Consider the following 14993-nt stretch of genomic DNA (forward strand, 5'->3'; position numbering starts at 1 on the left):
ATACTATTGGTATAGGTTATTAAGGAGTGGAGAGTTATGAATACAAAGCTTTTTATGCTGGGTCTTCTTATGGAGAAAAATAGGCATCCGTATGAAGTCCAGCAACTTTTAAAAAATAGTGAAATGAAATATTATATAAAAATTACTAAAGGCTCTTTATATTATACATTTGAGCAACTTGAAAAGAAGGGTTTTATAGAGGTTGTTGATATTATTCGTAATGAACAACGCCCTGAACGGACTATTGACGGTATTACTAAAAGTGGTAAACAAGAATTTGAGCATTTATTATTAGAGCAAATGATAAAGAAAGAAGATATGCATCGTCCTATATATGAAGCGCTACTTTTTGCACAATATGGGGAGGAAGAATTAATTCTAGAACAGCTAAAAACTAAAATTTCTCAACTGACGTTATATCTTACTACTCTTCAAAAAGTATATGAAGAGAAGTGTGGCAAAGAGAGTTTAGCTAAGTTATATATATTATCTAGTGTTATTTTACATTTAAGAACAGAGTTAAAGGTTTTACAGAGTTTATATAATAACATAAAAAATGAAAAGATAGATAATATAGGAAATGATGTACTTAGAGAGATAGAAAATCAATGTTTATAGTGGTGAATATTATTAAATAAAGAAAAGTATAATATTTTAATTTGTAAATTAAAATGATTAATTTGGACAGGTCTAATAATATAGGGAACTGTCCATTTTTAATATGTAAATTCTCCATTCAATGTTAAGAAATCTTAATATTTTTTTAGGATGAAAATTAAGATTTTTTCAGTAGATTGATTGTATGTTCTACATTAACATTGGAGGGGAATTTATGAATGTTATTCGTTTTATGCAAGAGTATGTGAAGCAGCCTCGGATGGTAGGGGCTATTTTACCAAGCTCAAAGAAACTTGCAAAACAGATGGTTTCTTCAATTTGTTTTAAAAAAGCAAAATGCATTATTGAATTTGGTCCAGGTACTGGCATTTTTACAGAGGAATTAATTCAACGTAAGTACCCAGAGACTATTTTATTATTAATTGAACAAAATGAAGCATTTTATAAGAAATTAAGTGAAAAATATAGGTATAAAGAGAATGTTTATATTATTCATGATTCTGCTGAGAACGTCACTCATTATGTAGAAAAATATCAAATTGAGAAAGTCGATTATATTGTATCGGGATTACCCTTTACTAGTCTTCCTTTTAGGGTGTCGAAAAATATTTTATATGAGACTAAAAATATTCTTGAGGAAGAGGGTACATTTATTACATTTCAATATACAAAGTTAAAAAAACAACTCCTTAGTTCTGTTTTCTCTAATATTGAAATAGGAAAGGTATATTGGAATATACCTCCAGCTTACGTTTATACGTGTAAGGTAAAACTAAATGTATAATATTACAGCATAAAATGGGATGTCAGAGAGGAAGAAAATATGATACAGAAAGAAAAAATTTTGATTGTAGATGATGATATAGAGATAAGAAAAATCATATCCATTTATTTAAGAAATGAAGGGTATGAAATTATAGATGCACCGGATGCTATTGAAGCTTTAGACATTTTAAGAAATACAACAATTGATTTAATCATTTTAGATATTATGTTACCGAAAATGGATGGCATAGAGGCTTGTTTAAAAATAAGAGAACAATATCAAATGCCTATAATTTTTCTGTCAGCTAAAGATGAGGATATAGATAAGATCCAGGGATTAATGAGTGGAGCAGAAGACTACATTACCAAACCGTTTAATCCACTTGAATTAATGGCAAGAATTAAATCTCAATTACGAAGATACCGTATTTATCAAACAGAAGAAGTAAAACAATTTATTCATGAAATAGGCCATCTTAAGGTAGACGAGGAGACAAGACAAGTTTTCATTAGAAATGAAGAAGTAAGGTTAACCCCAAAGGAATTTGACATACTTTCTTTATTGGTGAGAAATAAAGGAAAGGTTTTTAGTGTAGAAAAAATATACGAGATGGTCTGGGAAGATTTATTTTATAAATCAGATAATACAGTTATGGTTCATATTACTAAAATACGGGAAAAAATTGAGGAAAACCCTCGCCAGCCTGTTTATTTAAAAACAGTATGGGGAGTTGGTTATAGGGTATGATCAATCGTACGAAATTAAGGGATAATATATTTTTTTCTACACGCTTGAATATAAAGCTTATTTTAATTTTTTTGCTCTGTTTTATCGTTGCAGTTGTTACTTTTTTTCTCATAGCAATGAAAAGTGCAAATCTACTTTCTTATAATCAACAGATTGAAAAGGAAGCTGAGATAAGGAATATAGCAATAAGGATTACTAACGATATACAGAAGGATAATTTGAATTCGGGAAATATAGAACAAATCATCCCAAAGATTGAATCTATTCAGCAAGACAACCGTAATATAAACTTTTTAGTATTAGATTATAAAGGGCAAATCATTTATCAGTCACATAATTTTCAATTACAGAATAATAATCCAAAAGACTTATTACAGGAGAAACTAAATGTTACATTAAACGACCAAAATCCTTTGTTTAAAAAATTTATAGTGTTTGTTTCACCAGTTTCATTTCAAGATGGAATTGGATATTTAATGGTACAATCTAAAAATGTACATAAAACAATATCGCCAGCTCAATATAATCAAAACCTATTACTTGCTTTGGTGAGCAGCATATTGATCTTCATCCTTTTATTTCTGCTATTTATGATTCCTATTACAAGGTATATTAAAGAAATTGAACGAGGTATTCAAAAGATTGTAAAAAAAGATTGGAAACATTCCATACGTGTTAAAGGAAAAGATGAATTATCTTCTTTAGCTTATAATATTAATTGGATGGCTAGTCAATTAAGGGAGCGTTTTGAGAAAGAGAGAGCAATTGAGAAAGGAAAAAGTGAATTTATTACCAATATTTCTCATGATTTGCGCACCCCTTTAACATCTATTATTGGATATTTAGCATTAATAAATGAAAAACAATATCGAAATAAAAAAGAATTAGAAATGTATATTCAAAATACGTATAATTTAACATTAAAATTAAAAACTCTCATTAATGAATTGTTTGAATACACAAAACTATCTTTACCTGATGTTAAGTTGAGAAAAGAAAAAGTAGAATTGGGAAATTTGTTAAGCCAGCTAGTAGGAGAGTATATCCCGATTTTTGAAAAACAACAATTAATTGTTGAACTAAATATCATTAATAAGGATATTTGGGTATGGGCAGATATAGAAAAACTGGTACGTGTATTTGATAATTTACTATCTAATACTGAAAAATATAGTTTTTCAAATTCAACAGTAATAGTGGAACTAAAAAAAGAAGAAGATAAGGCATTTATTTGTATTACAAACAAAACAGATCATCTTGAAGCAAAAGAATTAAGCAAGATGTTTGAGAAGTTTTATCGTGTTGATAAATCACGGTCGAGTCAAATACATGGATCCGGACTTGGTTTAGCAATTGTAAAGCGCACAATTGAATTGCATAAGGGTAAAGTATGGGCTGAAAGTCATGGGAATAGTCTTACGATACATGTAGAGTTACAGCTTTTAAAAAATGTTTGAAAATTAGTGGGGAAATTGCGTTGTGTAAATAATAAAATTCAAAATCATAGTAGTAAGAGTTTATTTACGGTTCCATTATAAAAAACGCTATTTTAAATGTATTAGTTAAATGTGATTATTTGTTATGTTTATGAATGCTTAAATAAAGCATTCATAAACAATATTATTTGTTAAATCCATTTATCTTACTAAGTTCTGTTATTTGTATAATCCATTCTTTTTTTAGGTAGGGTAGAGTTGCTTGGATATGATGATATTCCCATTCTTCCTCAATGGTAGGGTAAAGATTAAATAAGTATTTTTCTTCATCATTTGTTACACTTGCTTTAGGATTGCCAGTAAGTTTAAAATAAATGTCGCACCATCCGCTATAGTTTGTTAACATGAATAAAAAATTAGGACATGTGAATTCGATGAGGTATATTTCTTTCTCTAATTGAATATCTGATAGTAATTCCCTTGCAGTCTCAAAAGTAGGCTTCTTTTGGTAACTATTGCATGAATGCCATGCCCAAATGGGTAAATCTATAATAAAGTCAATACCTTTCTGTTTCATGTGTCTTACAATGTATTTATATGCTGTGCAATCTTCTTTACTAACAAAAATAGGATCGGCTATAAGCTTACCTTCATTCAAAAGTGTATTTATGGCATTTTGGTTTTGAAAAGTCCATAGGATTGTTGAATCAATAAATGTATTTAAGTTTGACTGTTTATCAAATTGTTTTCCCATATTTCTCTCCAGTTTCTTTTTATTTTGCAGAATTAAGAATAAATATGACTAATCGGACAATAAAAAAGACCTATGCTAGATACAATTGTAAATGCTTATTTAAAGTAACAACAAGAAATAATCTTTGTATATAGAGTGTACAATACATGCAAAACAGGATTAAAGAAGATTTTAAATATAATATGAAATAGTACAAAATAAGAATTTGATATATCTTTTATATAAAAACTATTAATTGAAGTTTGTAATTATATAGTTAGTATACTAACTATATAATTAGTGTGCTAACTATTTTGGAGGTCATATGAATAATTTAGGCTATTTATTACACAAGGTAAGTATAATGACAAAAACAGAATTATCAAATCAATTAAAAGAATATAAAATAACAGCTCAGCAATGGTCTGTGTTAAAGGATATATCTCTTTATCCAAATGGAACCACTCCGGCTATGATTGCTGAAAGGCTCTTAGCAGACCGTCCAACAGTAACCGGAATTATACAAAGATTATTGCAAAAAGAATGGATTCTTATAAAACATAATCCTAAAGATAAACGGTCACATTTAATATTTTTAACAGATGAAACTAAGGCATTAATACAGGAGATAGAAAATGTAAGCGATGAAGTTATAAAAAATGCTACAGCTAGTATTCCTAAAGAGGAAGTAGAAAATACAGTTCGAGTTTTGCAAGGTATGATTCAAAATTTACAAAAAAATAAAGGGTGATTATAATGATTTTAGTAACAGGTGCTACAGGGAATGTAGGAAAAGAGGTTGTAAAATGCCTAATAAAAAGAAATGCTACTTTCAAAGTCACAACGCGCAGTAGAGAAACTGAAGGAGTGTATTTTGATTTTGAAAACCCCTTATCTGTAAAGGCGGCTTTAAAAGGTGTTACTAAAGTCTTTCTAATAAGACCGCCACATCTAGCTGATGCAAAAAAGTATTTCCAGCCTGTTGTAGATGCCGCAAAAGAAATAGGTATAAAACACATTGTATTTTTATCTTTATTAGGTGTAGAAAAAAATCCGATAGTACCTCATGCTAAAATTGAAGCTATGATAAAGGCTTCTGGGATCCCTTACACATTCCTAAGACCGAGCTTTTTTATGCAAAATTTATTATCACAACATGGTGATGAATTAAGAAATGAAAAAATAATTGAAGTACCTGCTGGTAAAGGGGAAACAAGTTTTATAGATGTACGGGATATTGGAGAAGTTGCAGCTAAGATATTAACCGAAGAGGGACATGAATTTAAAGCTTATTCTTTAACGGGAAATGAGGCATTAACATACTATGAAGTTGCTGCTATTATTTCAAAAATAATAAATAAAGATATTACTTATACAAATCCAAGTATATTTAAATTTAGAAAAAGAATGATTCAAAAGGGACTTAACAGTGACTTTATTTGGGTTATGATTGGAATATATACAACTGCAAAATTAGGATTAGCTAAAAAAGTCACATCAGATTTATCGAATTTACTAGATAGAAGTCCAATAACTATGGAAACGTTTGTTTATGATTACAAAAAAATATTAATATAATAATGCAAAAGTAAAAGAGATGAGTATTCACATAAAGAATCTATTATGTTTTAAGAGTAAGAAAGGATAGCCATGCAAAATAAAATTATTGTTATGTTTCAAAAAGATTTTCGTTTATATGATAACCCAGCTCTATTTGAGGCTGTTCAGTCTGGTGAGGTTCTTCCTGTATATATACAAGATGAAACTTTTTCAATAGGAAGTGCGTCAAAGTGGTGGTTGCACCATGCTGTAATAGATGTAAAGAAGCAACTTGAGGCATTGGGCTCTACTTTAATAATTCGTAAAGGACGTACGGAGGAAGAAATACTTTCTCTCATAGAGCAATTAGATATAACGGCTGTATATTGGAATATTTGTTATGATCCGGACAGATTACAATCTAATCAAAAAATGAAAATGATGTTAGAGGATAAAGGTATTATCTGTAAAGAATTTAATTCGCATTTATTATTAGAACCGTGGATTATTAAAAAGAAAGATAACACTGAATATAAGGTGTTTACGCCTTTTTACAATGCATTTCAAAAGCAGGTAATACCTAAACCTTTTAGCAGAGTGCAGAGTATAAAGTGGGGAAACTCTTTACCAGCAAGCTTATCTGTTTCAGAATTACAATTGTTGCCGACTATACCGTGGACATCTCATATGGAAGTAATATGGGATCCGACAGAAGAAGGGGCATATAAAACATTCAAGAAATTTTTCTCTAGTAAATTAGTCTCTTATAGTGAAGGAAGAGATTTTCCAGGTCAAAATGTCCATTCGATGTTGGCACCGTATCTTTCATTTGGTCAAATATCAGTAAAGCTAATGTTTCATTACTTAATAAATAAAAGTACCGAAAGACAATGTAGTCTTTTTGAAAAACAAGTTAATAGCTTTATACGTCAATTAATTTGGCGAGAGTTTTCTTATTATTTACTATACCATTATCCATTTACAGTATATAAACCTCTTAATAAGAGCTTTGAAAATTTCCCGTGGGATAAGGAAGAGGAGTTATTAAGAGTATGGCAGAAGGGTGAAACTGGTTATCCGTTTATTGATGCGGGAATGCGAGAACTATGGCAAACAGGTTTTATGCATAACCGGGCAAGAATGGCTGTAGCCTCTTTTCTTGTAAAGCATTTGTTAATTCCGTGGCAAGAAGGAGCAAAATGGTTTATGGATACACTACTAGATGCTGATATTGCAAATAATACAATGGGATGGCAATGGGTTGCTGGAAGTGGAGCAGATGCATCACCGTACTTTCGTATTTTTAACCCAATCACACAAGGAGAAAAGTTTGATAAAAATGGAGAGTATATAAGAAGATGGGTACCAGAATTAAGAGATATCCCAAACAAATATATACATAAGCCTTGGGAAGCACCTGAGCATATTTTACAAAAATCCAATATAAAACTTGGGGATACATATCCTTTTCCGATTGTTGATCATAAGGCAGCACGGGAGAGAGCCCTTTGTGCATATAAAAGTATGAAAGAATTTGTATGAAATAGGTTAAACAATATGTATTTTGAATTTTAATATTAGAATTTTATCCATTACAAGGACATACTAATCATATAAAGTTTCTATAATCTTCTAGTAAAAAGGAGAATGTTTATGAAAAAATCTAGTATTATAGTATTTTTACTAACATATGGTTTGTTTTATGTTTCTAGTGTTTTATTCCCTATTGATCGTACTTGGTATGATGCGTTAGAAAAGCCGTCTTGGACACCATCTGGTATGACAATCGGAATGATATGGGCTGTATTATTTGGACTTATTGCATTATCAGTTGCAATTATTTACAACAACTATGGATTCAAGCCAAAAACATTTTGGTTTTTATTCCTTTTAAATTATATATGTAATCAAGCGTTCAGCTATTTTCAATTTAGCCAAAAGAATTTGTTTTTAGCAACAGTAGATTGTTTACTAGTCGCTATTACTACGTTACTTCTCATTATGTTTTCTTCCAATTTATCTAAAGTATCGGCATGGTTGCTAATCCCATATTTTTTATGGTCTGCATTTGCTACATATTTATCTTGGACAATTTATAGTATAAATTAAAGACGTAAATGAAAACTTGAGCACAATGAAAATGCTCGAGTTTTTATGTTTATTAATGATAATCTAAAGTATAGAATATACACATCTTAGGGAGGTCATATGTGTGAAGAAATGGATAAAAATTGTTCTGTACTCTGTATTAGGTATTTTAATGATCGGAAGTATTACTTTTTTAACTTGGTCTCAGTTTACTTATAAACCAACGAAAGAGGCTTTGTCTTTAGTAGATGATAAAAAAGATGAAGATTATATAGTTTTTGGAGAGAAAGATGCAAATATAGGAGTTATTTTTTATCAAGGAGCTAAAGTAGAAGCCGAGGCTTATAGTTACTTAGGAGAAGCTCTTGCAAAAGATGGGCATTTTGTAGTAATGCCTAAGTTGCCATTAAATTTAGCGATATTTGGAATAAATGAGGTAGACAGTGTAATTGAACAGTATCCGGAAGTTCAAAAATGGTATGTTGCAGGGCATTCAATGGGAGGAGCTATGATTTCTAAGTATGCCTTCCAACATGAAGACAAGGTAGACGGGATTATTTTCTTAGGTTCGTATCCTGCAGATGACTTCTCTACTAAGTCGATTCCGATGTTATCAATTTACGGGGAAGTAGATGCTTTAGCAACTGTAGAAAAAATAGAGAACAATAAAAAGTTCATGTCAAAGAATACAACTATGCACATGATAAAAGGGGGTAATCATGCTCATTTTGGCATGTATGGTGAGCAAAAAGGTGATAATGCGAGTTTAATTACGGCAAAAGCACAACGAGATGAAACAGTGAAAGTAATTGAAGAATGGTTATTGAAACAATGATAACGAATTTAATAAATCTACCGAAAGAATTATCCAAACGGTAGATGGGAGAGAGAATAAAGAGCCAAATCGTATGAATTGGCTCTTTTATTTATTTGCTATCTCCAATTGTCCCCTTATTTTCTCCGGAATATCCTCTTTAGAAATAATATCGTAAGAATACACATACTTTCCTTTCACATGAATTTTTAAGTAAGTTTTTCTTATAAAATCATTAGGTGTGTTCGTTCCAACATTATATTCTTTTTCATTGCTTAATTCATCAACAGCTTTTAGTGAGTACATAGCTTTTCCTTTTTGATGATAATCCGGAACACCATATCCTTTCGCAACGGCATATACATTTTTTTCTTCAGCAATCGGATTAAATCTGTCTAAATCCCCGCGTAATATGAAAGGTAGTAAGTATATAGGAAGGCCTATTCCTAATATGCAAATTACAAACTTCTTCATGGTCATTTCTCCTCTTGTTCATTTACAGGATTCAGTATAGAAAAAAATTCTTATAAATATAGAGGGAAATTTCTTAAGGTTTTCTTAATAAAGTTTAACCGTGTGAAAAAAACTAACTTGAGCATTAAGCTTGCGGAATGAATAACCAAATAACTTTTTTCTTTATTTTTTGATATTTCTTAAGAACCTATCAAGAAATAAGTGAGTTTTAGGATTTAGAATAAATGTATCTTACAGTAATAAGAGAATTATCTAAATAAATTAGAGTGAGAACAATTAAAGAAAGTATCTTGTGGGGTGCTGCTTTCTTTTAGAATAGAGAACCCCATGGGTCAGTTACATGTAATGCAGCGCTGCGCTTCTATGTCACTGAAAAATTCAATGATAAAAAAAGAGGGGGAAGGCATTTTTTATTGAAGTTTGTTAATGATAGATTTTTAACTAGTTAAGGGGGATCGTAAAATAGATTATTAATCTCTTTAATAATTTTTATTTTCCTTATAGTTGGCATGTTCTATTAGAAATTTTAAATTTTGGAAGGAGAATCAATAATTATGGGTAAGAAAAGAAGAATAAGTAATAAGCTATTACTTGTCAGTGCAATTTTTACAATAGCAATTCCTTCAGTCTCATATGCGGAGGAAGTAATTTCACCTAAAAATTTTACGAGTTCTTCAAGTTTGTATGAGGGACGGAATACGGAAGTATTGAAAACAAGCTTATATCCTGATACATATAACTATCCGTTTAACTACCAATTTAGTTCGAAATTAAAGGAAGCAAACACAACTATAAAAAAAGTAGACAATAGTGATGATGAAAATCCTATTATATCTACTACTCTTTCATTTATTCGCCATATGAATAGTGAAGATTATAAATCTGCATTTGATTTAACCTCAAGGTCATTACAGAAAATAATATCCGAAGAATGGCTGAAAAGCTATTGGGAGGGACTCCCAGTGCAATTACAAGCAGGTTCTTTTATAGAAATTGGAGAGGTTACACAAAAAGAGACAAATCCTGTTCATACAAATGTGGAGATTCAATTAGTTTTTGAAAAAATGACTGTACCTTTACTAATTAAACTAGATCCATCTGGAAAAATAGACGATTTTCAACTAAGCATGTCGTTTAGTCCTGTTGCAGAGCGTCCATCATATAGTAAGCCTGAGTCATTTGTTGATAAAGAAGTAGTAGTTGGAAGTGGTGCATTTCCATTACCAGGAACATTGTCGGTTCCAAAAGGAAAGGGGCCTTTTCCAGCGGTTATTCTTGTTCAAGGATCAGGAGCAACTGATCAGGATGAAACAGCGTTTGCTTTAAAACCATTTCGCGATTTAGCTGAAGGTCTTGCATCGAAGGGAATTGCTGTCCTTCGCTATAATAAAAGAACGTATGAACATGGGTTGAAAACACAATTCAGTCCCTTTTATACAGTTGATAAAGAGACAACAGATGATGCTCTTCTTGTAACTCAATTTCTTAAAAATGAGCCTCTAATAAATAAGAATCAAATATATATTCTTGGTCATAGTCAAGGTGGAATGATGCTTCCGAAAATGATTGAAAAAGACCAAAATAAAAATATTGCTGGAGCAATTGTAATGGGAGGGCCAGCTCGTACGATCCAAGACGTTGTTTTAGATCAATTTGAGTACCTTTTCTCTATTGGAGCAATGAACCTGGATCAATATAAATTCTACAAATCGCAATTTGAATTATTAAATGATCCCAATTTCTCTGGTCAGAATCCCCCAAAAGATTTTTACTTAGGGTCAGCAGTATTTTGGGATTCTATACGGAAAATTAAAGCGGCAGAAATGTCAAAAGAACAAAAGACACCGCTTCTTATTATTCAAGGAGAAAGAGACTATCAAGTTCAATCAAAAATTGAAATTCCTCTTTGGAAAGAACAATTAAAAGAACGAGATAACGTAGATTATCGACTATATCCAAAGTTAAATCATTTCTTTACAGAGGGTGATGGGGAAATAAGTAAGCCAGATGAATATTATAGTCCTGCTAATATCCCTGAGTATGTTATAAATGATATTGCTGCTTGGGTGCAAGGCAGATCGCAATTAAATTAGCAACCATATGTTTTAATAAGGACTTTCTTTCCGTAATCAAAATAGAAATATTTTGATTAGGTTGTATGTTTTTTTTAAGCACTCTTTGAAAAGGAGTGCTTTTTTATTTTGCTATGATTTCTATAAAACAATGGGCTTACCTTCCAAACAAATCGTTATTTGGAGCGCTTTTATCAAAGCAAAGTGCTTGTGACATTTCTTTGATATTAAAAACATGAATAACCTATTGTGTGAAATTTTTTGAAAATTTAGGTTTAACATCTTTAAAATAGGTGTATTACATATTACATAACAACTAAATAAAAAAATAAAAAATCTAAAGGAGGAAAGATACGATGCATACGAATGAAAGAAAAACGGTAGTTTATGAATATCAAAATGAACAGGAAGTAGTTATGAAAGTAAAAGAGCTAGAATTGCAAGGGGTTCGCCACGATGACATTTATGTTTTAGCACATGAAAAACATATAACAAAAAGGATTGCGGATGATACAAACACAAATACGATTGGAGTAAAAGAACAAGGATTGGGAACAAGTATTATCAACTTTTTCTCCAAAAAAGGGGACGAACTTCGAAATCAAATGGAAGAAATGGGGTTGTCGAAGGAGGAAGCTAACTTATATGAAGAAAAACTAGATCAAGGGAAGATTTTACTCCTAGTAACAGCTGAAGTACCAATGGCGAATGCTAGGCAGCCGCAAAACTATCATTCTCTGTAATAGATTGCAACATCTGATAAATAGGTAAGGTAATTATTTTAGGTTGTAGCATGGAGGAAAATAAAAATAGAAAAGGATGAGAAAAATGAAACATACAATATTTAAATATGCTGTGATTGGAATTACGACCGGAGTCTTAGTCTCCCTATTAAAAAAAGAAAATCGGAAAGCTATACAAACAAAAGGAAAAAGCGTAAAAGAAAAACTACAAGAAGGAAACATAAAGGAAACATTGGAGAAGGTAACTGAGACGAGTAAACAATTTTCTGTAACTGCAGCTAATGTTGCAAAACAAACATTACCACAACTGCTTACAGCCACACCAGTTGTGATTTCTACCATTAAAGACTTAACAGAAAACGAAAATAACAAAAAGAAAACAGATGAAAAGGATTACGAAATAAATGAAAATAGTAAGAACTTAGACGGGGAAAAAACGAAAAATGAAAAGAAATATGTGAAAGAAGGGAAAGAAGAGAGTGCCTAGATTTAATTCTAAAAATAGAAAGTGAGGAAAAAAGTATGAAATCTCTGTATGCAATTGATGTAGGAATTGGCTTTACCAAAAGGGCATATCGACAGGATGTAGATTCTGAGATGACAATCAAGAGTGAAGCTTCCACACTAGCCCCTGTACCTAATCATGCTGAAAGTGAAGATTTAACAAAGGTAAGTTTTATAGACTTAGATTTTGCATACTACATGGGAAATGAAGCACATCAATCTGACGCTTCGTTTCTTCCTCCATTTGACGAAGAAATAGAAAATTATTATGAAAGCGAACGATTTAAACAACAAATATTTGGTTGCATTGCAAAGGATTATAAAGAAAATGTCGTGTTACCTCTAGTTGTTACCGGGCTCCCCGTTACTTGTTTTGGTAGTCAGCATGAGCAATTACAACGTGCACTAAAAAAAGAAACTTCCGTACAAATTGATGGGAAATTTATTCATATTACGGTGGAAAATGCTTTGATTCTTCAGCAACCGGTCGCTTTACATGCCTATTTCTTAAAAGAGGGAATCATTCAGGAGCGAGATCGCATCTTAATTATTGATGGCGGATTTCGTACAGTAGAAATGACAGATATGAAACAGAATGTCATTTTAAATCATTATGAGGCGGAACTAGGATGTAGCAAGCCTTTGAAAAATATTAAGAATATCGTGCAGAATCATGAGGGTGAAAGTAATCAATTGCATATTAACGACATGCCAAACATATTAGAAAAAGGATATGAATGTCGAGAAGAAAATCATGAGGCAAGTCAGGTTCATACTTTGATTCAAAAAGAGTTGGATGCACACTTCCAAGACGTCATGCGTGTATTACAAGAACAATTTAAGTTAGAACAGTATAACACTATTATTTGGACAGGAGGAATAGTAGATCTCCACAAAAAACGAATTGAAAAAATGAAAAGTGAAATTTCTTCTTTCCGTATGGTAGACGCTTCGAAAGAGGCTGCACTCCATGGATACTACATTATTGGGAGTCAAGTATTTGAGGACATCACCAATCAATCTGCATATGAATCCAAATTATAATAACGAATGAAATGGAGTTCGTTGAATAGACGTGCCAAATTATGTAGCTTCTTTTCCACATATAATAAATTCTTTATAAGAAAAGATAAAAAGTGCTTGTATAGAGGAAATGTTTAAAATTGAAAATAAAAATAACTAATATATAGGGGGTCTTCCTTTTAAAAGAATAAGACCTCCTATGTTATTTATTTTGTAATTTAGATGATCTAAAAACTCTTCCTCCAAGACATGAATACCTACATACAAATTTCGTATTACGGATATGATTCAATCAAACATAAAACTATTTAGAAAGGAAGAATAATATGGAATGCATAAAAATGACGAAATGGAGTTGGTATCATGTGAAAACTAGTGAGCTTGAAAAACTTTCTTCTATAATCCTTCGTGATGTAACATCTTATTTCGCTCAATTTGTAAAGAAAATAAGTTCTCCTTGTGAAAATGGATTATATGTTTATACGTTATCACCAAGTCAAACTTGTGTATATGGTTCGTTTTTATATGATCAAGATAAAAAGGACGCCAAAATTCAAAAATTTCTTCATTATTTCGTAGCTGATGGAATACTGATAACAGTTCAGGAAAAAGAGGAAGAGGATTTCCAAAAAATAATACATAATTTCCCTATGGGTACAAAAAATTGTAATAGTTCCGCTGAAGGATTATGTGCTATCTTATCAATGTTTATATCTCATTATTTGCGAAAGGTTGACTACTTTGAAAACAATTTCAGAAATGTATTATGGGATTTTTATCATCATAATAACATAGCAGTTTTAGAAAGGATTTATCATATTCGTCATGAATTATTTATGAACACACATGTGTTTCGCTTAATACAAGAAGTGTTACAAGGATTGGAGGAAGCTTGGTTAGAAAAACTAACAAACACCCTTTGTTATAAACAAACATACGTAAAATTAGAGCGTGGATTACAACTTGTTAAAGAGTACCAAGAAGAATTAGACACGATGATTCATTTACAAGAAGTTGTTTCTTCTCATCGTGGGAATGAAATTATGAAAGCTCTTACTGTATTAACTGCTGTGAGTACGCCTTTGACAGCCTTAGGAGCATTATGGGGTATGAATTTTAAATACATGCCTGAACTAGAATGGAAATATAGCTATTTAATCGCTCTCTTATTTATTATTTTCACAACAGCGGGTATGTATATGTATATGCGATTCAAAGGATGGACAGGTGACTTATTACGAGTAAAGAAAAAGAAATCTTTTTTTAAATCTAATTAATCCTGTTTATAAAAAATATGATAGATATATGGTTTGTAATATTTATTAATTGAGATAGCACCATATCCCCATCAAGTTAAAGTTTTGATGTCCTCGCAATGATAAAAATGGTGAATATTTATATGAAAGATTAGAGCTCTCCTTCCTGTAGGAGAGCTC

Annotated in this window: 16 protein-coding genes; 14 read left to right on the forward strand and 2 right to left on the reverse strand. The window is 31.1% G+C overall.

Going from position 1 to position 14993, the window contains the following annotated elements:
- Positions 1-36: 36 nt before the first annotated feature.
- The 4 genes from ACTFSL_RS08800 (at position 37) to ACTFSL_RS08815 (ending at position 3588) form a co-directional block, all read left to right on the forward strand.
- Positions 37-618, forward strand: a complete 582-nt coding sequence (locus ACTFSL_RS08800) for a PadR family transcriptional regulator (protein ID WP_440041520.1) — start codon at positions 37-39, stop codon at positions 616-618.
- Between the two features lie 214 nt (positions 619-832).
- Positions 833-1402 (forward strand): class I SAM-dependent methyltransferase, encoded by a 570-nt coding sequence (locus tag ACTFSL_RS08805; RefSeq protein WP_440041521.1) that lies wholly within the window; start codon positions 833-835, stop codon positions 1400-1402.
- A 39-nt stretch (positions 1403-1441) separates the two neighbouring features.
- Positions 1442-2131: a response regulator transcription factor gene (locus tag ACTFSL_RS08810; protein WP_440041523.1), complete on the forward strand. Its 690-nt coding sequence runs from the start codon at positions 1442-1444 to the stop codon at positions 2129-2131.
- Positions 2128-3588: an ATP-binding protein gene (locus ACTFSL_RS08815; protein WP_440041524.1), complete on the forward strand. Its 1461-nt coding sequence runs from the start codon at positions 2128-2130 to the stop codon at positions 3586-3588. Before ACTFSL_RS08810 ends, ACTFSL_RS08815 begins: the two co-directional genes overlap by 4 nt.
- 163 nt (positions 3589-3751) lie before the next feature.
- On the opposite strand, the gene ACTFSL_RS08820 is transcribed toward ACTFSL_RS08815, so the two are convergent.
- On the reverse strand, positions 3752-4321 hold the full coding sequence (locus ACTFSL_RS08820; RefSeq protein ID WP_440041526.1) for a DUF3841 domain-containing protein: 570 nt from the start codon (positions 4319-4321) through the stop codon (positions 3752-3754).
- A gap of 304 nt (positions 4322-4625) precedes the next feature.
- On the opposite strand from ACTFSL_RS08820, the gene ACTFSL_RS08825 reads away from it, so the two are divergent.
- The 5 genes from ACTFSL_RS08825 (at position 4626) to ACTFSL_RS08845 (ending at position 8762) form a co-directional block, all read left to right on the forward strand.
- Positions 4626-5051 (forward strand): MarR family winged helix-turn-helix transcriptional regulator, encoded by a 426-nt coding sequence (locus ACTFSL_RS08825; protein ID WP_071731965.1) that lies wholly within the window; start codon positions 4626-4628, stop codon positions 5049-5051.
- Positions 5052-5056: 5 nt separating this feature from the next.
- Positions 5057-5878 carry an SDR family oxidoreductase gene (locus ACTFSL_RS08830; RefSeq protein ID WP_440041527.1) on the forward strand — a complete coding sequence of 274 codons (822 nt, stop codon included), beginning with the start codon at positions 5057-5059 and terminating at the stop codon, positions 5876-5878.
- Positions 5879-5950: 72 nt separating this feature from the next.
- Entirely contained in the window at positions 5951-7381 is a 1431-nt protein-coding gene (locus ACTFSL_RS08835) for a cryptochrome/photolyase family protein (protein WP_257115498.1), read from the forward strand.
- A 111-nt stretch (positions 7382-7492) separates the two neighbouring features.
- Positions 7493-7948: a TspO/MBR family protein gene (locus ACTFSL_RS08840; RefSeq protein ID WP_048657114.1), complete on the forward strand. Its 456-nt coding sequence runs from the start codon at positions 7493-7495 to the stop codon at positions 7946-7948.
- Between the two features lie 103 nt (positions 7949-8051).
- A complete protein-coding gene (locus ACTFSL_RS08845) occupies positions 8052-8762 on the forward strand; it encodes an alpha/beta hydrolase (RefSeq protein ID WP_000758852.1) in 711 nt (236 codons plus the stop codon).
- Between the two features lie 87 nt (positions 8763-8849).
- Here ACTFSL_RS08845 and ACTFSL_RS08850 read toward each other — a convergent pair whose 3' ends face one another.
- Complete coding sequence (locus ACTFSL_RS08850) at positions 8850-9215, reverse strand: YxeA family protein (RefSeq protein WP_065382364.1); 366 nt, start codon at positions 9213-9215, stop codon at positions 8850-8852.
- Between the two features lie 554 nt (positions 9216-9769).
- Here ACTFSL_RS08850 and ACTFSL_RS08855 point away from each other — a divergent pair.
- From ACTFSL_RS08855 to ACTFSL_RS08875, 5 genes are all read left to right on the forward strand, one after another.
- On the forward strand, positions 9770-11308 hold the full coding sequence (locus ACTFSL_RS08855) for an alpha/beta hydrolase (protein WP_440041528.1): 1539 nt from the start codon (positions 9770-9772) through the stop codon (positions 11306-11308).
- A gap of 335 nt (positions 11309-11643) precedes the next feature.
- Positions 11644-12030 carry a general stress protein gene (locus tag ACTFSL_RS08860; protein ID WP_000557320.1) on the forward strand — a complete coding sequence of 129 codons (387 nt, stop codon included), beginning with the start codon at positions 11644-11646 and terminating at the stop codon, positions 12028-12030.
- An 85-nt stretch (positions 12031-12115) separates the two neighbouring features.
- Positions 12116-12517 (forward strand): peptidase U61, encoded by a 402-nt coding sequence (locus ACTFSL_RS08865; protein ID WP_440041530.1) that lies wholly within the window; start codon positions 12116-12118, stop codon positions 12515-12517.
- A 35-nt stretch (positions 12518-12552) separates the two neighbouring features.
- A complete protein-coding gene (locus ACTFSL_RS08870) occupies positions 12553-13578 on the forward strand; it encodes a ParM/StbA family protein (RefSeq protein ID WP_061457418.1) in 1026 nt (341 codons plus the stop codon).
- Positions 13579-13883: 305 nt separating this feature from the next.
- A complete protein-coding gene (locus ACTFSL_RS08875) occupies positions 13884-14834 on the forward strand; it encodes a magnesium transporter CorA family protein (RefSeq protein ID WP_440041531.1) in 951 nt (316 codons plus the stop codon).
- Positions 14835-14993: the final 159 nt, after the last annotated feature.

It is taken from the genome of Bacillus cereus group sp. MYBK108-1 (genome assembly GCF_051917185.1).
GTDB classification, from domain to species: domain Bacteria; phylum Bacillota; class Bacilli; order Bacillales; family Bacillaceae_G; genus Bacillus_A; species Bacillus_A cereus.